General features: G+C 59.4%; 19 protein-coding genes, 1 tRNA gene and 1 pseudogene. 11 read left to right on the forward strand and 10 right to left on the reverse strand.

The features are described from left to right. Window positions 1–8: 8 nt before the first annotated feature. Complete coding sequence (locus CKALI_RS04910) at window positions 9–749, forward strand: sulfite exporter TauE/SafE family protein (RefSeq protein ID WP_156192247.1); 741 nt, start codon at window positions 9–11, stop codon at window positions 747–749. Window positions 750–808: 59 nt separating this feature from the next. Here CKALI_RS04910 and CKALI_RS04915 read toward each other — a convergent pair whose 3' ends face one another. From CKALI_RS04915 to CKALI_RS04925, 3 genes are read right to left on the reverse strand one after another with little or no spacing between them, the layout of a single operon-like run. Next, window positions 809–1,582 (reverse strand): amino acid ABC transporter ATP-binding protein, encoded by a 774-nt coding sequence (locus CKALI_RS04915; RefSeq protein WP_156192248.1) that lies wholly within the window; start codon window positions 1,580–1,582, stop codon window positions 809–811. Window positions 1,583–1,585: 3 nt separating this feature from the next. Beyond that, window positions 1,586–2,491 (reverse strand): amino acid ABC transporter permease, encoded by a 906-nt coding sequence (locus CKALI_RS04920; RefSeq protein WP_156192249.1) that lies wholly within the window; start codon window positions 2,489–2,491, stop codon window positions 1,586–1,588. A gap of 10 nt (window positions 2,492–2,501) precedes the next feature. Further along, on the reverse strand, window positions 2,502–3,407 hold the full coding sequence (locus tag CKALI_RS04925; protein ID WP_156192250.1) for an ABC transporter substrate-binding protein: 906 nt from the start codon (window positions 3,405–3,407) through the stop codon (window positions 2,502–2,504). A 157-nt stretch (window positions 3,408–3,564) separates the two neighbouring features. On the opposite strand from CKALI_RS04925, the gene CKALI_RS04930 reads away from it, so the two are divergent. The 3 genes and pseudogenes from CKALI_RS04930 (at window position 3,565) to CKALI_RS04940 (ending at window position 4,936) form a co-directional block, all read left to right on the forward strand. Next, on the forward strand, window positions 3,565–3,879 hold the full coding sequence (locus CKALI_RS04930) for a hypothetical protein (RefSeq protein WP_156192251.1): 315 nt from the start codon (window positions 3,565–3,567) through the stop codon (window positions 3,877–3,879). Between the two features lie 15 nt (window positions 3,880–3,894). Further along, window positions 3,895–4,086: pseudogene (locus tag CKALI_RS04935) on the forward strand (cutinase family protein); the annotation flags it as partial. Further along, window positions 4,019–4,936: a hypothetical protein gene (locus CKALI_RS04940; RefSeq protein WP_156192253.1), complete on the forward strand. Its 918-nt coding sequence runs from the start codon at window positions 4,019–4,021 to the stop codon at window positions 4,934–4,936. The pseudogene CKALI_RS04935 and the gene CKALI_RS04940, both read left to right, overlap by 68 nt. Window positions 4,937–4,945: 9 nt before the next feature. Here the strand turns inward: CKALI_RS04940 and CKALI_RS12270 are convergent, their stop codons facing one another. Both CKALI_RS12270 and CKALI_RS04950 read right to left on the reverse strand, forming a co-directional pair. Then, entirely contained in the window at window positions 4,946–5,410 is a 465-nt protein-coding gene (locus tag CKALI_RS12270) for an excalibur calcium-binding domain-containing protein (protein ID WP_231580535.1), read from the reverse strand. 120 nt (window positions 5,411–5,530) lie between these two features. Continuing rightward, window positions 5,531–5,607 (reverse strand) — tRNA-Leu (locus CKALI_RS04950). 69 nt (window positions 5,608–5,676) lie between these two features. Between CKALI_RS04950 and polA the strand changes: the two genes are divergently transcribed. Further along, a complete protein-coding gene (gene polA, locus CKALI_RS04955) occupies window positions 5,677–8,286 on the forward strand; it encodes a DNA polymerase I (protein WP_156193660.1) in 2,610 nt (869 codons plus the stop codon). Window positions 8,287–8,669: 383 nt separating this feature from the next. Next, the gene (locus CKALI_RS04960; protein WP_156192254.1) at window positions 8,670–9,809 is read left to right on the forward strand and encodes a chymotrypsin family serine protease; all 1,140 of its coding nucleotides are present in this window, start codon (window positions 8,670–8,672) and stop codon (window positions 9,807–9,809) included. On the opposite strand, the gene CKALI_RS04965 is transcribed toward CKALI_RS04960, so the two are convergent. Beyond that, window positions 9,798–10,523, reverse strand: a complete 726-nt coding sequence (locus tag CKALI_RS04965; RefSeq protein WP_156192255.1) for a class I SAM-dependent methyltransferase — start codon at window positions 10,521–10,523, stop codon at window positions 9,798–9,800. The genes CKALI_RS04960 and CKALI_RS04965 overlap by 12 nt on opposite strands. A 175-nt stretch (window positions 10,524–10,698) precedes the next feature. Between CKALI_RS04965 and rpsA the strand changes: the two genes are divergently transcribed. The 3 genes from rpsA to CKALI_RS04980 are packed head-to-tail and all read left to right on the forward strand — an operon-like array spanning window position 10,699 to window position 13,226. Next, window positions 10,699–12,156 carry a 30S ribosomal protein S1 gene (gene rpsA / locus CKALI_RS04970; protein WP_156192256.1) on the forward strand — a complete coding sequence of 486 codons (1,458 nt, stop codon included), beginning with the start codon at window positions 10,699–10,701 and terminating at the stop codon, window positions 12,154–12,156. A 49-nt stretch (window positions 12,157–12,205) separates the two neighbouring features. Beyond that, window positions 12,206–12,787, forward strand: a complete 582-nt coding sequence (gene coaE, locus CKALI_RS04975; protein WP_156192257.1) for a dephospho-CoA kinase — start codon at window positions 12,206–12,208, stop codon at window positions 12,785–12,787. Further along, window positions 12,780–13,226 (forward strand): FABP family protein, encoded by a 447-nt coding sequence (locus CKALI_RS04980; RefSeq protein ID WP_156192258.1) that lies wholly within the window; start codon window positions 12,780–12,782, stop codon window positions 13,224–13,226. The genes coaE and CKALI_RS04980 overlap by 8 nt, the downstream gene beginning before the upstream one ends. Here CKALI_RS04980 and CKALI_RS04985 read toward each other — a convergent pair. Beyond that, the gene (locus tag CKALI_RS04985; protein WP_156192259.1) at window positions 13,195–14,295 is read right to left on the reverse strand and encodes an HNH endonuclease signature motif containing protein; all 1,101 of its coding nucleotides are present in this window, start codon (window positions 14,293–14,295) and stop codon (window positions 13,195–13,197) included. The two genes, CKALI_RS04980 and CKALI_RS04985, sit on opposite strands and share 32 nt — an antisense overlap. 96 nt (window positions 14,296–14,391) lie before the next feature. On the opposite strand from CKALI_RS04985, the gene uvrB reads away from it, so the two are divergent. Both uvrB and CKALI_RS04995 read left to right on the forward strand, forming a co-directional pair. Continuing rightward, a complete protein-coding gene (gene uvrB / locus CKALI_RS04990; protein WP_156192260.1) occupies window positions 14,392–16,461 on the forward strand; it encodes an excinuclease ABC subunit UvrB in 2,070 nt (689 codons plus the stop codon). Window positions 16,462–16,508: 47 nt separating this feature from the next. Then, entirely contained in the window at window positions 16,509–16,952 is a 444-nt protein-coding gene (locus CKALI_RS04995) for a universal stress protein (RefSeq protein WP_156192261.1), read from the forward strand. Here the strand turns inward: CKALI_RS04995 and CKALI_RS05000 are convergent. From CKALI_RS05000 to CKALI_RS05010, 3 genes are all read right to left on the reverse strand, one after another. After that, window positions 16,949–19,036, reverse strand: coding sequence for a HelD family protein (locus tag CKALI_RS05000; protein WP_156192262.1), 2,088 nt, complete (start codon window positions 19,034–19,036; stop codon window positions 16,949–16,951). The two genes, CKALI_RS04995 and CKALI_RS05000, sit on opposite strands and share 4 nt — an antisense overlap. Window positions 19,037–19,101: 65 nt before the next feature. After that, a complete protein-coding gene (locus CKALI_RS05005; protein WP_156192263.1) occupies window positions 19,102–19,884 on the reverse strand; it encodes a DoxX family membrane protein in 783 nt (260 codons plus the stop codon). A gap of 125 nt (window positions 19,885–20,009) precedes the next feature. Beyond that, window positions 20,010–20,606, reverse strand: a complete 597-nt coding sequence (locus tag CKALI_RS05010) for an MBL fold metallo-hydrolase (RefSeq protein ID WP_156192264.1) — start codon at window positions 20,604–20,606, stop codon at window positions 20,010–20,012. Window positions 20,607–20,651 lie beyond the last annotated feature (45 nt).

Here is a 20,651-nt window from a genome sequence, read left to right on the forward strand (position 1 = left end):
AACTTCGCGTGGCCCTACTCATACTCATCCTCTTCATCGTTGCACTCGGCTCCGGACTCCAACGCGTAGCCGGAATGGGACTAGGGCTCATCGCTGCTCCGGTGCTTGCCATCGCCATGGGTCCCGTGCAGGGTGTCATGGTGGTGAACATTCTGGCAATGGTCAACGCCGCTATGACGGGTTACACCGTCCGCGAACATATCGACTGGAGACGATGCTTCTACATCGGCTCCGTCATGGTTTTTGGTGCGATTGCAGGGGCCCTGTTGATCAAGCAAGTTTCCAATGGCCTGCTGTTGATTCTCTTCGGCACATTGATCTTGATTGCCCTGTTTATGGTGTCTGCTCTGAAGGGGCGGATGCCCGAACCTCGCGGCCGGATCCCCATGTTGGTGACCGGTGTTGTCGGTGGCTTTACCAATACTCTGGCTGCTGTGGCCGGCCCGGTGATTACTGTGTACGCGCAAGCGGCGCGCTGGGATCATCGCTCTTTTGCAGCCACCCTGCAGCCGCTCTTCGTAATCTCCGGCGGCATGTCCTTCCTGATCAAGTCACTGCTGGGGGCAGGCAACCTCGGCGCTACATCGCCCTGGGTGTGGCCGGTGGGTTTGCTGGGTATGTTCATCGGAATCTACTTGGGCACCCAGCTGTCGAAGATCATCTCTCGCGATCGTGCGCACAAGCTTGCACTGCTCCTAGCCGGAGCGGGTGGCTTGTCCGCGCTGGTGCGTGGCGCGCTGGCGCTGTAGTTTATCCACGAAAAGGGGTCCCGCGCGCAGCGCGAGACCCCTTTTTAGAATGCGGAAGCTTAGTGTCCGCCCATCACACTTCCGAGGAAGGCGCGAGTGCGCTCGTGCTGCGGGTTGTCCAGCACCTCGGCTGGGGTACCGGATTCCACAACTACGCCACCGTCCATGAAGACGACCTGGTCGGCAACTTCCCGGGCAAAGCCCATTTCGTGGGTGACAACGAGCATGGTCATGCCATCTTCGGCGAGTCCGCGCATCACGCGGAGCACTTCGCCGACGAGTTCTGGGTCAAGGGCGGAGGTGGGCTCGTCGAAAAGCATGAGCTTTGGCTTCATAGCCACAGCGCGGGCGATGGCGACGCGCTGCTGCTGACCGCCGGATAGCTGGACTGGGTAGGCATCGGCCTTGTGCTCGAGGCCGACCTGCTTCAGAAGTTCCATGCCAAGCGCGCGAGCATCAGCCTCAGGCATGCCTTTGACCAGCATTGGTGCCTCGATGATGTTCTCGATCACGGTGCGGTGCGGGAACAGGTTGAACTGCTGGAACACCATGCCGATGTCCTGGCGCTGCTTGGCGGCATCCTTTTCGGAGATCTCGTAGAGAACGCCGTCCTTTTCGCGGTAGCCGATGAGTTCGCCATCGACGTAGAGTCGGCCGCCGGAGACTTTCTCCAGGTGGTTGACGCAACGCAGGAATGTGGACTTGCCGGAGCCGGACGGGCCGATCAGGCAGGTGACGGTGCCGCGAGGCACCTGGAGGTCAATGCCCTTGAGGACGCCGAGCTGGCCGAAATCCTTGTAGACGTGCTGGGCGTCGATCATCAGATCAGTCATGGGTTAGCGCTCCTCGGTGATTTCGACGTTGCCAGGAAGACGGCCTTCGGCGTCGGCAAGCGCGGCAAGTTGGCGGGCGGTGAGCTGGCGGGTGGCGCCGCGCTCATAGTACTTCTCCACGTAAGACTGGATAACCATCAGGATCGAGGTGATGGCCAGGTACCAGGTGGCGGCGACGAGGAGCATCGGCACTGGCTCAAACAAGGCGTTGGAGATGTCCATCGCGCGGCCGTAGAGTTCGCCAGCATAAGGGATCGCAATGACCAGCGAGGTGGTCTTGAGCAAGGAAATGAACTCATTGCCAGTTGGTGGGACGATGATGCGCATGGCCTGGGGGAGGACCGTGCGGCGCATGGTCTGCCACCAGCTCATACCCAGTGCCTTAGATGCCTCAATCTGGCCCTCAGGTACTGCCTGGATGCCGGCGCGGACAATCTCTGCCATGTAGGCGGCCTCATTCAGACCGAGGCCCAGGACGGCGAGGAGGAAGGCGTTCTTGAATGCATTTTCTAGGCTGATTTCCGTGAAACCGAGGTTGACGCTGGAGTAGATGGCGCCGATCAGACCCCAGAACACGAGCTGAACGTAGACCGGGGTGCCGCGGAAAATCCACAGGTACAGCCAGGACACTCCCCGCATGACGGGGTTGGGGGACATGCGCAGCACCGCGAGGAGAGCGCCGAGGAAGAGGCCGAGCAGCATCGCTAGGACAGTGATGGCCAAGGTGTGCAGCGCAGCCGTGGCGATGCGGGTATCAAAAAGATACTTGAAGTACGTGTCCCAACCGTAGGCTTCGTTGCCTGCGGCGCTGATGAGGAACCATGCCGCTAGGGCTGCCATGATGGCGGCAGCGACCCAACGGCCGGGGTGGCGAAGTGGCTTCGCCTGGATGCGATCTGGGGTAGTCATTTAAGTCCTTCTATTTGCCGTTGAGGGTCGCGGTGTCTTTGAGGCCTTCGGTAACGCCCCAAGGCTCGAGGGCTTTGGCGTAGTCGCCCGTGTCGATCAGGTGCTGCAGCGCAGCCTGTAGGGCGGGGCCGAGGTCAGAGCCTTTCGGGACGGGCCAGCCGTAGTCGGCTGCGTCGAAAATCTCGCCAGTCTTTTCCAGTTTTCCGTCCGCGCGCGCGATGGCAAAGGCGGTGATGGGGGAGTCGGCGGATACAGCGTCGGCACGCCCAAGCACCAGGGCGGTAAAGGCCTGGTCGGAGGATTCGTAGGAGAGCATCTTGATGGGGTCTTTGCCCTGCTTGACGCACTCTTCCGAACGCAGTGCCACGTCGTCGGTCTCCGAGACGGTGCCCTTTTGTACGGCAACAGTCAAGCCACATGCATTGTCCGGATCGACATGCTCGCCAGTAGGTTGGGCCCATTGCAAGCCAGCGCTGAGGTAGTTGACGAAGTCGTAGTTCTTGCGACGTTCTTCGTTGTCCGTGAAGCCAGACGCACCAAAGTCGACGGTGCCACCGCTAATCGACGGCAAAATCAGGTTGAAGTCCTGTTCCTGAACCACCAGTTCCAGGCCCATCACTGAGGCTGCGGCGCGAGCAAGATCGACGTCGATGCCGATGATTGCTCCGTCGGAATCCTTGAACTCCATCGGTGCAAACGGCGGGTTCGAGCCGATGGAAATCGTGCCCTTTTTGCGAATGGCTTCCGGCACCATGGCCTGGATCTCGGGCACCGGGGCAGGCTTGATTTCTTGCCAACCGTCGGGGTTGCCCGTTTCGGAATTCGTAACGCAGGCAGTAAGGGTGCTGCCAAGCGCCAGTGTGGCGAAGAGTAAGGAAGCGGTTCGTCTGGTTGACGATCGCTTGAAAAGGTTCATAGGGTGTCCTTGGTTGTGCTTATTCTGCGGTTCCAACGCCTGGTTGACGCAGCCTGCTGAATAATTTGCATATGTTAGTAATATATGCAGTTCATGGGGGTCATGCAAACCCGATTATGCGCTGAGAAACTTCCCGACTCGGGTTATGGTTACCCTTGTGAGAGGGGCACAGAATCTTAGTATCGCTGTTTTAGCATCGTTGCTGGTCAGCTGGCACGCGCCAGTGGCTTACGCGCAGCCTGCCGCACAATGTTCACGCGTTGAAATTATCGTTACCGCAGGCACCGGCGGATCGTCGGTTTCGGACGACCCTACGAACATCTACAGCTTGGGGGCCGGCACCAACTTTGCCCGGAATCTCACCGAGGAATTTGCAGAGGTGTCCGCCTGGCAAACCCCCTACAATGCGACCGCCGGAGTCGCCGGAACCTCGTGGCTGCTCAAGGACACCGTGGTCGTGCCTTATGGGTAGTCCCGTGAAAACGGGGTCGAGCGCGTGCTGGCGCGCATGACCGAAGTTCGCAGCGCATGCCCGGAGACGACGTTCATTGTGGCGGGGTTCTCGCAGGGTGCGGACGTGTCGGGGGACGTCGCAAAGCGCGTGTCTGACGGTGAGGCGCCGATCCAGCCTGCAGATCTGCTGGCCGCGTACCTCGTGGCAGACCCGGGCCCGGCTTAGCGACGCGGAGGCGGTCACCGACACCGGCGCCCCCGGCCGACTCACCGCTGACGGTGGGGTGCTGCTCTATTCTTCTGCCGCGTTGCCACCCGTGTCATCCGTTGGGTTGTCTGGCCCGCGTCCGGACGGCGCGTTCAGAAACCTCACGGGCAAGGTACGGCACATCTGCGCTGGTGACGACGCCGCCTGCGCGGTCCAGCCGGATGGTTTGCTCGGGGCGACCGGATCCTGGGCTAACGGGCACCTCGAAGAGTACGGCGAGGCAGCAACGCTCCAAAGCATGCTTTTCGACGGCAGCCTGCTCCGATCACTCGGCCCCCACGCAGCCGCAATTGGTGTCGCACTCATCGCTGAAGACTTCTCGATGGCGGAAGAGCTCTTCGCCACAGCCGCGCACGCGCCCGGGCTGACTGAAGCACAATCCCTAGCCGTGCGACTGTTCGGGGCGGAGCTGATCGGGGCGAGTCGGAACCTGGACTCATTTGAAATTCCTGCCGATACTTATACCGGAAACTCCGACCTCGATCGGCTGCTCAATGTTTACCAAGCAACCCATGCCGAGCTTGGCTATGCGGCATCGATGCCCCGCAACCACTCCGCTTACTCAGGGGCCAACCGTGACTACGTCCTCCAGATAAACGGTGCGCGTGTCGACGACTGGATCCAAGCCGACATGTTCAACGTGATTGCTGCTCAGATAGGGGATTCACGACGCGCAGCTCCCGTGCCCTACTCCCAGCGCGACACTCTGTGGCAACGCTTTGGGCACTGGCAATGGAACGTGCTGCAGTGGTCGGTGGGGGCCGACCATCCGCTGGCACGGCAGACGTGGGAGTTTTATGGGTTGTGAGTGTGCGAACTATTCGCAGGCGACGCCGTCGCCATCTCGATCCAGTTTGGAAGAGTACCCCGGGCTGCCCTTATACAGTGGGGCGGCTCCAGCTGCGCGCGCCTCTTTACAGCTTCCGTAGCTAGCCGCGGCAGGGGCAGGGGCTTGTGCTGGGGCTGGGGCTGGCGGTGGAGGTGCAAAGAACTGCTGAGGTTGGGCAGGGTAGTCTTCGATTTTCTCTTCTACTACTGGAGCGGCCGCTGGGGCCGGGGCTGGAGGCTCGGCAGCAGGTGGTTGCTGCGAAGTCTGTGTGGATGATGAAGGTGGTTTGCTGCTCGATTGTGGAGTGCTGGAAGGAGATTTGGTGACCTCGACGGTCTTTGTCGTTTCGACAGTAGTGGTGATCTCGACGGTTTTGGGTTCCGGAGTCGATTCGCAGGCGGAAATCGTCACAGCGGCCAAGCAGCTCAAAGTAACACACAGGTATCGTTTCATAATCTGAGCATATCTTTGGACGTAGAAAGTTTCTCGTTAAGAGATATTAACTGGTCTATATCAGTCAAGAGGGCTCGGAACACGGTGAAAACATAAAACCCGCTCTCAGCGAGCGGGTAATGGTGCCCCTGGTGAGACTCGAACTCACACTGCACGGGTTTTGAATCCGTTTCCTCTGCCAATTGGGATACAGGGGCCTGCGGAGAAATATTAGCCGATAGCAGGCCGACAAATAAAATCGCCTAGACTTGAGTGCCATGAAGCTGATGTTGATCGATGGCCATTCAATGGCTTTCCGCGCGTTTTATGCCCTTCCTGCCGAGAATTTTTCCACCACCGGCGGGCAGCACACGAACGCGGTGTATGGCTTCTTGTCCATGCTGTCGAACCTGCTCAGCGAGGAAAAACCAGATCACATCGCCGTAGCATTCGATGTTGGACGCAAGACCTTCCGCACGGAGAAATTCCCGGAGTATAAGGCGCAGCGCGAGGCTGCTCCAGAGGAATTCCGTGGCCAGGTCGAGCTGATCGAAAACATCCTGCACACGCTCGGTATCACCACGATCAAGCAGGAGAATTTCGAAGCGGACGACATCATCGCCACGCTCGCCACGGCGGCCAAGCCTCTGGGCTTTGAGACGTTCATCGTCACCGGCGACCGCGATTCTTTCCAGCTGATCAATGACACCACCACGGTGCTCTATCCGATGCGCGGCGTGTCCACCCTCGTCCGCTTCACCCCGTCTGCTGTCGAGGAGAAGTACGGCCTGACTCCTGCCCAGTACCCGGAGTTTGCGGCGCTGCGTGGCGACCCTTCCGATAACCTCCCGAACGTCCCAGGAGTGGGGGAGAAGACCGCCACCAAGTGGATCCAGCAGTACGACACGATCGACAACCTCGTGGCGCACGCCGACGATATCAAGGGCAAGGCTGGCGACGCGTTCCGCGAACGCATCGAACAGGTGAAAATGAACCGCGAACTCACCGAAATGGTCAAGGACATGGAGCTGCCCGTCAGCCCCGACCAGCTCGATTTCCAGCAAGCCAATGTCACCGAGATCGCCGAAAAGTTCGATGAGCTGCAGTTCGGCACGAACCTGCGCGAACGAGTCCTCGCCGTAGTCAAAGCCGACATCCAACAGGCACCCGTCACAGAGCTCTCTGAAGTGGTCGTCGACAAGGCAGCCCTCACCGAGTGGCTCCCGCGCGGGCCTATCGCGGTGGCGGTGACGGGTGTCGCAAAGCCAGGTGAGGGGGACGCGCACCAGCTCGCGCTTATCGATGCCCACCGCCACGCCCTGCTCGTCGACCTAGCAGAACTGACCGAGGAAGACGATCGCGCCCTCGGCGAATGGCTGGCCTCCGAGGAGCCCAAGTTCTTCCACGATGCGAAGGCTGCCTGGCACATGCTGGCTGGTCGTGGCTACGAGTTGAACGGCATCGCGCACGACACCGCCTTGGCTGCCTATTTGCTGCGTCCGGGCCAGCGCACCTACGCCTTGTCTGACGTGTATCAGCGCCACTTAAAGAAGCAGTTAGCAGCGGACTCGGAACAGCTGTCCCTGCTGTCTGACAACACTAAGCTCGTGGATCACGCCGCGGCGATCTGGGAGCTGGCCGAACAGCTGACACAAGAGTTGCAAGACATTGAGTCTTACGAGCTATACCAGTCGTTGGAGCTGCCGCTCGTCAGCATTCTTGCGCGCATGGAAGCCGCCGGCATTGCGGTGTCCGTGGCTGCGTTGGAGGAACAGCGGGACACCTTCGTGGAGATGGTTGCAGACGAGGAAACCGCAGCCCGCGAGCTCGCCGGCGACCCGACGTTGAACCTGTCCTCGCCGAAGCAGCTGCAGGTGGTGCTATTTGAGACGCTCGGCATGCCCAAGACGAAAAAGACGAAGACCGGCTACTCGACCGCTGCCAAGGAAATCGAGACGCTCGCCGTCAACCATCCGCACCCGTTCTTGGATCACCTGCTCGCGCACCGCGAGTACCAGAAGATGAAGACTACTTTGGACGGTTTGATCAAGGCCGTGTCCTCTGACGGGCGTATCCACACCACCTTCAATCAGATGGTGGCCTCCACCGGGCGTCTGTCTTCGACTGACCCGAACCTGCAGAACATCCCGGTGCGCACCCCGGCCGGCCGTCGCATCCGCGCTGCCTTCCAGGTCGGCTCCGGCTTTGAGACGCTGCTTACCGCCGACTACTCGCAGATCGAAATGCGCGTCATGGCCCACCTGTCCCAAGACCCCGGGCTCATCTCCGCTTACAAAGCCGGCGAAGACCTGCATAACTACGTCGGCTCCCGCGTCTTCGACGTTCCCGTCTCCGAGGTCACTCCAGAGCTGCGCCGCCGCGTCAAAGCCATGTCCTACGGCCTGGTCTACGGCCTCTCCGCCTTCGGACTCTCCGGCCAACTCGACATCTCGCCCGGCGAAGCGAAAAAGATCATGGACGCCTACTTCGAACGCTTCGGCGGCGTTCGAGACTATCTCACACAAGTGGTTGAGCAAGCGCGTATCGACGGCTACACCTCCACACTGTTCGGCCGCCGGCGCTACCTGCCAGAGCTTATGTCCGATAACCGAGTCGCCCGCGAAAACGCCGAGCGCGCTGCGCTCAACGCGCCGATCCAGGGCACTGCTGCTGACATCATCAAGGTGGCCATGATCCGCGTAGCCGCCGCGTTGGAAGGAATGAAGTCCCGCATGCTGCTGCAGGTCCACGACGAACTCGTGGTGGAAGTGGCTCCTGGGGAGCTGTCTGACGTGCAGTCGATTCTCGAACGCGAAATGAACGCCGCGATCACCCTGTCCGTGCCTTTGGAAGTATCCGCTGGGCACGGCGAGAACTGGGACGAGGCGGCGCACTAAGCCTGATGGTATGAGCATCGAACTTCGTCCCGCTCGCGGCACAGACCTTGCTTCCTTGACTCAGATTTTCGCCCAATCTTTTCAGGAAACTATGCAATGGGAATGAGTAGTGCCAACTCTGGCTACGCGTACGAAGATTCTGTTTCGTCTCATGCTGAAACACGTCTTCAAGTACGGGAGACTCAAGGTGAGTTGGTGGGTGTCCAGTACGTGCACGTGCCTTATCAGTACTTAACTGGTGTGGCAGTGGCTCCGAATTTTCTTACAATGTTGGCTCTGGAGGCCCTCTGATCGGTGTGATGCGGTATCCCCGCAATTTCAAATGGCCTACCTATCAAAACTCTACTAGCATGATGAAAAAATTATGGAAATGGAGTTTTGGTATGAGCTTTCGCACAGTTGTTGCCGGGATCTTCGTAGCGAGTTTCACTCTCGTTGGGTGTAATTTTTCCGCCGGTGATGAGGTGAAACCAGCCGCAAAACTCAACGTCAATGACGTAGTTCGCTTGTGTGAAAACGCAATGAACACCGAACTCGAAGCGCTTTCAGACCGCAAAAGCTCCCCAATGCTCCTGAGCGCCAGCATTTCTGAGTCTGAAATCACTGCCGACGGCTTCGACGGAAAAATCTCTGGTACCGCGACCGGAAAAGGTTCCCTATCGGAGAATTTCGAACTCGAATGCAAGATGAATGGTGACGGGGGCGACGTGAAGGTCACATTGCCGGTGAAGCCCAAGACTACGAGTACCAAGGCCAAACCTAAGCCGACAACGACGACAGCTAAACCTAAGTCAAAATCTAACGACAAAGACATCGACCGAACCAAAGTCGACCCAGAGCACGATAAGTCCGGCGAACGCGGACGTGACGATAACCTCGGCATCCTGTACCACAACTCTGTGGACTGGGAGTTCCTGCGCTACCCGGAGAAGGTGCAGCCAGGTGTGAAGATCTACAACGTGCAGGCCCAGGCTTCCTGTTCGGCAGGTTTCCTGGCGCGAGAGAAAGACAAGAAGACGCTTTACCTAATTACTGCAGGGCACTGTGGCAAGAAGGGTGATGAATTCGCGATCGTCAACAAGGAAGGGAAGGCGCGTAAGTTCGGAACAATGGCCGCGTCCTTGGTCGACCGAGATGCCGTAGGAGCGATCGAGGGGCTCGATATTGGCTTGATCGAAATCAGCGATCCTAACCTCGTGAGCCCTAAGCTGCCGACTTCCTACGAGCTTAAAGGATGGATGTCCCCGGAGAAGGCGTTGGAGGGAGAGAATCCGATTTGTCACCTAGGGGCCACAACCGGGTACTCGTGCGGTGTACCTGTCTCTATCGACAAAGACGGCCAGTTTTACGCGCGTGGAATCTACGATCGTGGAGACTCCGGTGGAGCCGTGTTCGCATTGTCGAAGGATGGTGCCTGGGCTGTCGGTGTCGCCTCTCGAGTATCCGATGCCAACAAGACCAAGGGCGGCATCATGGGCATCTCTGACGCGCTGAAAGGATGGAATCTCGCGCTACTGGGGTAAGTGCGCAACAAAGATGGCGGTGCCGGGAAAAATCTTGCCCCTTTTCGACGACCATTGGCCCCAATTCTCGGTGAGATCCTCCGGCCATTCGGGTTCCAACAAATCATCCAGCACGAAACCTGCGTGAAGGAGTTCCCGAATCCGGTCGCCAAGGGTACGGTGCTGCTCCGCGTACGTGAGCCGCTCACCCTCAAATTCGGTGTAGCCTGAGCGGTCAAAGTAGCTGTACTGAACGGCAAAAGAGTCAGGATCATCGGCGAAAATCCACCGCATCGGGTGGTTGATGGCCATAACAAACCGGCCGCCAGGTTTGAGTACTCGTGCCGCTTCTTGCAGGACCGTCAGAGAGGACTCTACAAAGGGGATCGCGCCGAACGCGGAAAACACGATGTCGAAGGAGTCGTCCGTAAAGGGGAAGCTCAAGGCATCGGCTTGGACGAGATTACCTGTGCCTCGCTGTAACATTCCCATAGAAATATCGAAACCCACTGCGAGCTCGGCTCTATCGCGAAGCCAAGTCGAACATGGGGCAGAGCCGCAGCCAATTTCGAGTATGCGCTTGCCTGTGACGTCGCCAAGCAAACGTGCGTCCTTTTCGTGCAGCATTTCGGGGCACCAATAAAAGGAAGAAAGGTACGCAGAATGTGACTGGTGGTAATCATGTGCATCCTGGTCCCACCAGGTGCGATTAGCGTCAGAGAAGGTATTTGACATGCATCACTTCCTATTTGATTCTGCAGGTGAAAGGGGCTAATGTTTTTGGAGCGTGTCGGCATAAGCGTGTGGTGGATGCTCTATAGGAAAGTATCATGCCCTCGTTCTTGCAGTTCAGGCGCGCAGATCCCCTGTCCATTTTCGATTTCCTATAAGCTTTCGGAGCTATTAACACATGCCCAACCACAACGTTCCTCAGGTAGCCATCAACGACATCGGCACCGCTGAGGATTTCCTCGCAGCGATCGACGCAACCATCAAGTACTTCAACGATGGCGACATTGTTGAGGGTACCGTCGTCAAGGTCGATCACGACGAGGTCCTGCTCGATATCGGATACAAGACCGAAGGTGTCATTCCGTCCCGCGAGCTCTCCATCAAGCATGACGTTGACCCGGACGATGTTGTCCAGGTTGGCGACCAGATCGACGCCCTCGTCCTCACCAAGGAAGACAAGGAAGGTCGTCTGATCCTGTCCAAGAAGCGCGCACAGTACGAGCGTGCATGGGGCGCCATCGAGGAGCTCAAGGAGAAGGACGAGCCAGTCACCGGTACCGTTATCGAGGTTGTCAAGGGCGGCCTGATCCTGGACATCGGTCTGCGCGGCTTCCTGCCAGCATCCCTCGTTGAGATGCGTCGCGTTCGCGACCTTGATCCATACATCGGTCAGCAGATCGAAGCCAAGATCATCGAGCTGGACAAGCACCGCAACAACGTTGTGCTTTCCCGCCGTGCATGGCTCGAGCAGACCCAGTCCGAGGTACGCTCCGAGTTCCTCGCACAGCTGCAGAAGGGCCAGGTCCGCAAGGGCGTCGTCTCCTCCATCGTCAACTTCGGCGCATTCGTCGACCTTGGCGGCGTAGACGGTCTGGTTCACGTTTCCGAGCTGTCTTGGAAGCACATCGACCACCCATCTGAGGTTGTCACCGTTGGCGACGAAGTCACCGTTGAGGTCATCGACGTTGTTCTCGAGCGCGAGCGCGTCTCCCTGTCCCTGAAGGCTACCCAGGAAGATCCATGGCGCGTCTTCGCACGCACCCACGCTGTGGGCCAGATCGTGCCAGGTAAGGTCACCAAGCTCGTCCCATTCGGTGCATTCGTTCGCGTTGAAGAGGGCATCGAGGGCCTAGTCCACATCTCCGAGCTGGCTGAGCGCCACGTTGAGGTTCCAGACCAGGTCGTCACCGTTGGCGACGAAGCAATGGTCAAGGTCATCGACATCGACCTCGAGCGTCGTCGTATCTCCCTCTCCCTCAAGCAGGCTGATGAGGACTACACCGAAGAGTTCGACCCATCCAAGTACGGCATGGCTGACTCCTACGACGAGCAGGGCAACTACATCTTCCCTGAAGGCTTCGACCCAGAGACCAACGAATGGCTCGAAGGCTTCGAAGAGCAGCGCGCAGAGTGGGAGGCTCGCTACGCAGAGTCCGAGCGTCGCCACCAGCTGCACACCGTTCAGATCGAGAAGAACCGTGCCGCCGCCGCTGAGGCTGCAGAAGCTGCCCCAGCAAACTACTCTTCCGAAGCAGCTTCCTCCTCCGAAGACGAAGCACCAGCAGAAGAGACCGCAGGCTCCCTCGCATCCGACGAGCAGCTCGCTGCTCTCCGCGAGAAGCTCGCAGGCAACTAGTTTCTAGCTCCACATAGCCCGGCCCTTTGGCCGGGCTATTGTTGTTTCTATGCTACGAATCGGACTCACCGGAGGCATCGGCTCCGGCAAATCAACAGTCGCCTCATTACTCGAAGCCCGCGGATTCCCCGTCATCGACGCCGACCAAATCGCCCGCGACATCATCCCGTCGGTGCTTCCACAACTCGTGGAGGCCTTCGGCGACACCATCCTCGACGGTGACGAACTGAACCGGGCAGAACTCGCGCGGCTCGCTTTCGCCAGCTCGGAGAAGACCAAGCTGCTCAACAGCATCACGCACCCCAAAATCCGGTCAGAGACGGCTCTGGCCTTTAAGGAAGCGGAAGCTGCCGGTGAGGAAGCGGTTATCTATGACATGCCTCTTTTGGTGGATCAGGGCCTGCACGAGGACATGGACTTGGTAGTTGTCGTCACCGTCGAGCCTGAGGCTCGGGTTCAACGCCTTATCAGGCGTGGTCTGACGGAAGCCGATGCACGCAAACGCATGGCGGCTCAGATTTGTGACGAGCAACGCAATTCTGCAGCCGATGTCTTAATTGACAATAATGGTCTCATGATGGACTTGGTCCCTCAGATAGACGCGTTAGAGGAGAGGATTCGCAATGCTTAGTTCTTTTGTAGGTACGTGGCAGGGCACCGGCCGAGGTTTTTACCCGACGATTGAGCCTTTTGAATACGAGGAGACGCTAGAGTTTTCCCAGATTCCGGGGAAGCCGTTCCTGGTGTATGTCCAGAAGACGAAGGGCCCGAACGGGCCGTTGCATACAGAGACGGGTTACCTGCGTCCGGTGGGCGAGGATAAGGTTGAGTTCGTTATCGCTCAGCCAACCGGTCAGACGGAGTTGCTAGAAGGCACCGTCACTGACACGACGATCACGCTTGATGAGTCAAACGTTCAGAATTCGAGCACCGCTAAGCAGGTGGACGCGACGAAGCGCGTGTACCGCCTTGAGGGCGACACACTGCACACGGAATTCCATATGGCAGCGGTGGGCGAGCCAATGCAGCAGCATTTGGCTAGTGTGCTCGTGCGTAATGATCGTATGTGAGTCCGCGCCAGCCTGAGGTGAGCAGGTCGTTTGCTGAGTAGCGCACGGGGTCTCCGGGTCTTCGTTGTAGTCCGGGGTACCCACCGTTTCCGCGGATGATCCGCCCATTCTTGACCCGCTCCGGTATGTCATCGTTCATACCGTTGTGCACTGCGCAAAGCGGTGTGAGGTTATCCCACGCGGTCATTCCTCCGTTGCGAACTGCCTCAATGTGGTGTGCTTGGCATTCAGCGGCGACGTGGTGGCAGCCTGGCCAGGCACAGACGAGGGTTTCGAGCGCTGCGATCATCCGATGCACCCCGGAAGAAAACCTAGTGTTCTGGATGGCAGCGACGGTCACCACTTGGGCGACTCCGTCGGCGTCCAGGGCTGTCTGCAATGCCCAACCGGTGTCGTCGAGCTGCGCGTCGAGCAGTTCTTGTGGATTGACCCGCGCACCGTCGGCAGTGACGAGGGAGCCACGGTCCCAGATCAACGAAGAGTCGACCGGCAGTAGCAGCACCGGTTTGTAGGTGGGCTTGCCTGCCCGCGCCGGCGAAAGCAATTGGCGCTTGAACCATACGTCCAGTGCCTGTCCGTAGGTCAGCGACTCGTCTTTGGCGCGGGCAGCATCGATGAAGGGCTGCGACTCCGCGCGCACCTGCGCAAATTCGGCGTCGGTGAGATGAAAAGTCACGCGGCGGCGGCCCCAAAAGTCCGGGCGCTTTGCGACGCCCACAGTCCCGCGTGGCGGCCTCGGCTTGCCGAATTCACGGGCAGCAGCCCGAAGATGATCCTCGGCTTCCGAATGCGAGACTCCTCGCACGGCCTCGAGCAGTGCAGGGATGAGGTCGGGCTGTACCTTCTTCGACCAACGGGAAACGAGGATCAGAATGTCGACGGGAATTCCCGTGGCGAGTTCCGCGAATGGTTGCAGCTGTTTGTGAGCGGCGACGAAAGCTCGAATGGTGGTTTCGGGAAGCCCAGATTGGGCAGCGAGCTCGGGTTCGCCAAGCTGACGCACCAGGCGGGCGCAATCCTCGAGGATGGCCATTCCTGGGGCGTGGGCGGCGGCGAATTCGGCGAACATGGCTGTGAAGGTACAAGAGTTTGCGCCAGTGGTGGGCGTCGAGAAGCGTGCGTCTTGTGGATAACTTGAGTTATCCACAGAATGTAGGCTTGAGCCATGGCATTTCCTGCAGAACACCCCCTGATTCCTGTATCGGAGCATCGTCCCGAGGACATCGAGCGCAGCAATGGCAAGTTCGAGGTGATTTCGGAGTTTCAGCCCAGTGGCGACCAGCCGACAGCCATCAGAGAGCTCTCTGAGAGGCTGAGCAGGGGAGAGCGCGACGTGGTGTTGCTCGGCGCGACTGGTACCGGTAAGTCGGCGACTGCGGCGTGGCTCATTGAGAAGACGCAGCGGCCGACGCTCGTGATGGCGCCGAATAAGACGTTGGCGGCGCAGCTGGCGAATGAGTTGAGGCAGTTGTTGCCGAACAATGCGGTCGAGTATTTCGTCAGTTACTACGACTACTACCAGCCTGAGGCGTACATCGCGTCGAGTGATACGTACATCGAGAAGGACTCTTCGATCAACGAGGACGTCGAGCGGCTGAGGCACGCCGCGACGTCGAGCCTGCTCAGTCGGCGTGACGTGGTGGTTGTCAGTTCCGTTTCCTGCATCTATGGCTTAGGTACGCCGCAGTCGTACTTGGATCGCTCTGTGTATCTACAGGTGGGCGAAGAGATCGAACGCGACAAGTTCCTGCGGCTGCTCGTTGACATTCAATACGCGCGTAATGACGTCGCTTTTACGCGTGGTACCTTCCGCGTCAAAGGCGACACCGTCGACATCATCCCCGCCTACGAGGAGCTCGCGGTGCGGGTCGAGTTTTTCGGAGATGAGATCGATTCGCTCTACTACATCCATCCTCTGACGGGTGACATCATTCGCCAGGTGGAGGAGCTGCGAATTTTCCCGGCGACGCACTATGTGGCGGGGCCGGAGCGGATGGAGCGCGCGCTGAAGGCGATTAAAGAGGAATTGGCCGACAGGCTGGCTGACTTCGAGAATCGTGGCAAGCTGCTGGAGGCGCAGCGCCTGCGGATGCGTACGGAGTATGACATTGAGATGATCGAGCAGGTGGGCTTTACCAGCGGTATTGAGAACTATTCGCGTCACATTGATGGCCGCCCGGCGGGTTCGGCGCCAGCCACGCTCATTGACTATTTCCCGGATGACTTCCTCACGATCATCGACGAGTCCCACGTGACTGTGCCTCAGATTGGCGCGATGTTTGAGGGCGACGCGAGCCGGAAGCGCAACCTGGTCGAGTTCGGTTTCCGTCTTCCGAGCGCGCTGGATAACCGCCCGCTGACGTGGGAGGAGTTCGATCAGCGCAAGGGCCAGTGCGTGTACATGTCGGCGACCCCGGGTAAGTACGAGATGGCGGCGACGGGTGGCGAGTTCGTGGAGCAGGTCATTCGCCCGACGGGCCTGGTGGATCCGAAGATTGTGGTGAAGCCGACGAAGGGGCAGATCGATGATTTGATCCATGAGATTCGCCTGCGCACGGAGAAGGACGAGCGCGTCCTGGTCACGACGCTAACTAAGAAGATGTCTGAGGACCTCACGGAGTACCTGCTGGAGAACGGTATTCGGGTGCGTTATTTGCACTCGGACATTGATACTCTCCAGCGCGTCGAGCTGCTGCGCCAGCTCAGGCTCGGCGAGTATGATGTCCTCGTCGGCATTAACCTGCTGCGCGAGGGCCTTGACCTGCCAGAAGTGAGCTTGGTGTCGATCCTCGATGCCGACAAGGAAGGCTTCCTGCGCTCGACCACCTCGCTCATTCAGACGATCGGCCGTGCGGCCCGCAACGTGTCGGGCGAAGTCCACATGTACGCCGACCGGATCACCGACTCCATGCAACAGGCTATGGAGGAGACTGAGCGTCGCCGCGAAAAGCAGATCGCCTACAACACCGAACACGGCATTGATCCGCAACCGCTGCGGAAGAAGATCGCGGACATCCTGGAAATGGTGGAGGAAGAGGGCGACGCGGCGGTGGTCGTCGAAAAGCGTGACACGTCCACGATGGCGCAGGGCGAGATCAAGAAGCTTATCGACGACCTCTCCGCCCAAATGCGGGAGGCCGCGCGCGAACTCAAGTTTGAGCTGGCAGGACGCTTGCGCGATGAAGTAATAGACTTGAAAAAAGAATTGCGTGGTTTGAATGAAGCCGGAATCTAGGCTTTATGTAAAATCAGCTTTAAACGTTCCCTATTTGGAGGTCCCCAATGAGTCAGTACACCAAAATCGTGGTCGGCACGGATGGATCCAAGTCCTCTCTTATGGCCGTTGAGCGCGCCGCAGCCATCGCGGCGGCTTTCGATGCGACCCTGATCATCGGTTGTGCTTACTACGAGTCCAAGGAAGACGCTAACAAGACCCTGCGTCAGGATTCCGTCACCGTCCTGGGCGATGACCCAGCGCAGGAGAACCTGGCGAAGGCTTCTGAGGCAGCTCAGGGCGTCGGCGCAACCAAGATCGAGACCGCCATCAAGCCAGGCACCCCAGTGGAGGCCCTCATGGCTATCGTGACCGAGCACAAGGCCGACCTGCTGGTCGTCGGTAACCGCGGCATTAACTCTCTGACGGGTCGCCTGCTGGGCTCCGTCCCGGCCGATGTCGCTCGTCAGTCCGACTGTGACGTCATGATCGTGCACACCGTCGCTGGCTAGTCCAACACCGTGAGCGTTTGCGTGGCCCGTGTGACGGCCACGTAGAGGTTTTGGCGCCCCTGCGGGCCCGCCAGAATCTGGTCTGGATTCACCACCATAACGTGGTCGAACTCCAGGCCTTTTACATTTTCGACCTCGCCAGGGCGGATGATTACGTAGGAACGCCCGTCCTTAGGTAAGTACTTCTCCAGATCCGCCACCTTGCCGTAGCGCACCGGCTCGCCGTCGCGGATCGACTCCGCAGGGATCTGCGCATACTCAGCGATCGGGCGTGGGGTGCGGTAGTTGACCGTCAGCGACTTCCGGATGAAGCGATCGCCCACAAAGGGGTCCAAGGTCTCGGCCCACGAGTCCACGCCGGCGGGGGAACCAGTCTGAGCGGTGTCGCCGACCAAGGTCATCCAGCGGGACGGACAGCGTCGCATGACCATCCGCCATTCCATCGGGGAGAGCTCCTGCGCCTCGTCTACCACCACGTGTCCATAGGCCCAGGTGAGGTCCGCGCGGGCCCGTTGCGCTGTCGAACGGTCATCGCGCACTTGTTGTCGGGAGGCCAAGGTCTCCGCGTCAATGACGTCGTGCGCTTGGAGTACCTCGGCATCGAAGCCGTCGTCGGTGTCTTGCACGGCCGAGCCTTCGAGGATATCGAGGGCTGCCTGGGCCTCGAGAACTTCCTGGTCCCAGTCCTCCGTCAGAGAGCTCTCTGACGGGATGCCGATGAGCTGGTGCAGCTCGTCGATCAGCGCCGAGTCGGTGGGGGTCCAGCCGTCATGCGGTTGATAGAGGGCGTCCTGAGTTTCCTCGTCGTATTCGTGTGCGACCTCCGCGATGCGTGTCCGCGAGGTGAGCAGCTCCTTGAGAACGGTTTCGGCCTCCAACTCCGGCCAGAGTTCGTCGATGAGTTGGTTGACCAACGGCTCCTCGGCGAGTTCATCGTGGAGTTCGGCGATGTCGCCTGCGGAGAGGAGATTCTTTCCTCCGAGGGGATCCGCGCCAATCACTGAGGCGAGGGCGTGGGCGAGTTGGTCGATGAGGGAATCGGCGAAGATGGGACGGGCGTCGTTATGCGGGCGGCGCGAACGGCGTGCGGTGGCGCGGGCCTTGCTGACCATCGCCGAGGTGCAGATGATATCGAGGCTGCCGATGCGCAGTGTGCGGTCTGCGGGAACTACCTGATACGCCTGCACGGCCTTTTTCAGGATGTAGACCATCTCTTCGCTGCCTTTGACTTCGCGCGCGAGCAGGCTGTCCTGTTCCGATGGCTCGACAAGGAGGTTGCCCGTGGTCGCCAGCACGACGCCGGTTTCGCCGAGTTCGGGCAGCACATGGGAGATGTACTCCAGGAACACGTCGTTGGGCCCGATGATTAGCACACCGGTCTTAGCGAGTTGCTCGCGCCACGAGTACAGCAGGTAAGCGACGCGGTGCAGCGCGACGGCCGTTTTTCCGGTGCCGGGACCGCCCTCAACCACCATTACGCCCCGCGTCGGGTCTCGGATAATCTCGTCCTGCTCGCGTTGAATCGTCTCCACGATGGAATTCATGTGGCTGCCGCGCGCCGCATTCAGTGCAGCAACGAGGGCGGATTCGCCAGCAACATTCGAATCCTCGGTCGCCTGCGTCAGATTTTCATCGTCCACGGACACGACGGTGCGGCCCTTGGTGCGGATGTGCCGACGCTTCTCGACGCCCAACGGCTCCGCCGTCGTAGCGAGGTAAAACGGCCGGGCGAGCGGCGCACGCCAGTCCAACAGGAGGGTGCGGTACCCGTCTTCGCGATCATCCATGCCGATGCGGCCGATATAGCGTCGGTCCAGGTCAGGACGCACCGGATTCTCCGGTTGATCGTCGGCCACGTCGATCCGTCCGAATACGAGTCCGAGTTGGGCGAGGGTGAGCTTGTCCAGCTTTTCGTTGAGGGCGTGGTATTCCGTTTCGCGCTCTACCAGTGCTTCGGCGTCTCGCTCGCACCGGTCGACCCGGAGCATGACTTCCTTGAGTCGTTCATTGGCCTTGGTCACTTCGGCGTCAATACGGTCGAAGAGGCCGTCCAGGTAGCGTTGCTCTGCCGCTATCTCGCTCATGTACTCCCTCGATGGTAAAAGCCGTCGCAACCGTAGAGGTTGCGACGGCCGGGTAAAGAAACTAGTTAGATATCGTACTTCTTTAGCTTCTTCTGTGCCTTAACAGTGGCCTTGTCGGCCTTCTTCTGGTAGACAGCAGCCTGCTTGGAGGCCTTCTTCTGTGCGCGACCTGCCTCTTCAGCGGCCACCTTCTGCAGCTCCTGAGCGCGCTCCTGCGCGGTGGCTGCTACCTGCACAAACTTGTGCTTGGCTACCTCGGAGTTCTTCTGAGCGCGGGCGAGCCAGTCATCCTTGTTGTCATCGAAGTACTTGGCGGCATCGTCGATGTAACCGGTGACCTTGTCCGCGATCTTCTCCTGCTCGGACTTGGTTGGCAAAGCGGCCTGGATCTTCTTGTTAGCGGCCTTGCCAGCGTGCTCAGCGCGCCACTGCAGACCTGGCTTTCCCTGGGTGTCGGCAGAAGCGATCATCAAACCGCCAAGCAGAGCGGTGTTGGTGATCAGGCCATTGCGACGATCCTGCTTCTCCTTCGCGTCCTGGGTCTCCCAGAATGCGTAACGAGACAGCACGGTCGGAATGGTGATGGCAGCCAAGGCAGCGGAAGTCAGGCGAGGAGCCTTGCCCAGCGCCAGCAGGGAAGCGGAGGCTGCCTGGGCGCCACCGAGGGCCTTAGTGACCATGTCTGGGTCATTAGGGATGTAGGAGGCGTATTGTGCCGGCACAACAGAGCGCAGCTTGGTCAGCATCTCCTTGGTGCCATCGCGGTGCTCGTCGGAGTTCATCACCATATCGGCTCCGGATGCGACGAAAGCGGAAGCGAGCATTGGGCGGGCAATCTTACGAATCATGTCTAAATCTCCTTCTAAAGTGGTGTAGCACCATGGTAGACAGTTTTCTGACAACATCGCAGGAGCTTTTTGTTGCTACCCCCGGAATTTTGCGGCGTTGAGCAGGGAAAATAACTGTTCGATAACTACCAGCCGCGCTCTGCCCACTCCTGCAGCTGCGGGCGCTCGGCACCGAGCGTGGTCGACGTGCCGTGGCCTGGGTGGACGATGGCGTCGTCAGGGAAAACGTCGAAGATGCGCTCAGTCACGTCGGTGAAGAGGCGACGGAATTCATTCTCGTTGTTGGTTTTGCCCACGCCGCCGGGGAAGAGGGAGTCACCGACGAACAGGTGGGTGGCACCGTCCACAGTGGCCGCGAATGCGAGCCCACCTGGGGTGTGACCACGCAGGATGATGGCGCGGAATTCGTGGCCTGCGAAGGTGAACGCATCGCCATGGTGCAGCTCCAGATCTACTGGTGCGGGGAGTGCCGGGGAGTCCAGGAAGGACGCGATATGGGTCGCGCCGGTGGCCTCGAGCACTGCAGGTAGAGCGCGGACATGGTCCGAGTGGCGATGCGTTGTGAGGACGTGTGAGATGTGGGCGCCGTGCTTTTCCGCGAGTTTCAGCAAGGCGGGGGCGTCATCAGCGGCGTCGATAAGCAATGCCTCATTGCCCGCGACGAGCAGGTAGCAGTTGTTGTCCATGGCGGATACGGAGATGCTGTCCAAAATGAGCGTCATACCGACAGGGTACTGTTGTTTGAGTACAAAACAACGGACGAAGGG

The organism is Corynebacterium kalinowskii, assembly GCF_009734385.1.
GTDB classification, from domain to species: domain Bacteria; phylum Actinomycetota; class Actinomycetes; order Mycobacteriales; family Mycobacteriaceae; genus Corynebacterium; species Corynebacterium kalinowskii.

Excerpts from the sequence above, each read along its gene's own strand:
- CKALI_RS05010 (WP_156192264.1), bottom strand. The coding sequence starts at position 20,606 with ATGACGCTCATTTTGGACAGCATCTCCGTATCCGCCATGGACAACAAC.
- CKALI_RS04925 (WP_156192250.1), bottom strand. The coding sequence starts at position 3,407 with ATGAACCTTTTCAAGCGATCGTCAACCAGACGAACCGCTTCCTTACTC.
- CKALI_RS04920 (WP_156192249.1), bottom strand. The coding sequence starts at position 2,491 with ATGACTACCCCAGATCGCATCCAGGCGAAGCCACTTCGCCACCCCGGC.
- CKALI_RS05000 (WP_156192262.1), bottom strand. The coding sequence starts at position 19,036 with ATGAGCGAGATAGCGGCAGAGCAACGCTACCTGGACGGCCTCTTCGAC.
- CKALI_RS04960 (WP_156192254.1), top strand. The coding sequence starts at position 8,670 with ATGAGCTTTCGCACAGTTGTTGCCGGGATCTTCGTAGCGAGTTTCACT.
- CKALI_RS04965 (WP_156192255.1), bottom strand. The coding sequence starts at position 10,523 with ATGTCAAATACCTTCTCTGACGCTAATCGCACCTGGTGGGACCAGGAT.
- CKALI_RS04980 (WP_156192258.1), top strand. The coding sequence starts at position 12,780 with ATGCTTAGTTCTTTTGTAGGTACGTGGCAGGGCACCGGCCGAGGTTTT.
- rpsA (WP_156192256.1), top strand. The coding sequence starts at position 10,699 with ATGCCCAACCACAACGTTCCTCAGGTAGCCATCAACGACATCGGCACC.
- CKALI_RS05005 (WP_156192263.1), bottom strand. The coding sequence starts at position 19,884 with ATGATTCGTAAGATTGCCCGCCCAATGCTCGCTTCCGCTTTCGTCGCA.
- CKALI_RS04995 (WP_156192261.1), top strand. The coding sequence starts at position 16,509 with ATGAGTCAGTACACCAAAATCGTGGTCGGCACGGATGGATCCAAGTCC.
- CKALI_RS12270 (WP_231580535.1), bottom strand. The coding sequence starts at position 5,410 with ATGAAACGATACCTGTGTGTTACTTTGAGCTGCTTGGCCGCTGTGACG.
- polA (WP_156193660.1), top strand. The coding sequence starts at position 5,677 with ATGTTGATCGATGGCCATTCAATGGCTTTCCGCGCGTTTTATGCCCTT.
- coaE (WP_156192257.1), top strand. The coding sequence starts at position 12,206 with ATGCTACGAATCGGACTCACCGGAGGCATCGGCTCCGGCAAATCAACA.
- uvrB (WP_156192260.1), top strand. The coding sequence starts at position 14,392 with ATGGCATTTCCTGCAGAACACCCCCTGATTCCTGTATCGGAGCATCGT.
- CKALI_RS04985 (WP_156192259.1), bottom strand. The coding sequence starts at position 14,295 with ATGTTCGCCGAATTCGCCGCCGCCCACGCCCCAGGAATGGCCATCCTC.
- CKALI_RS04915 (WP_156192248.1), bottom strand. The coding sequence starts at position 1,582 with ATGACTGATCTGATGATCGACGCCCAGCACGTCTACAAGGATTTCGGC.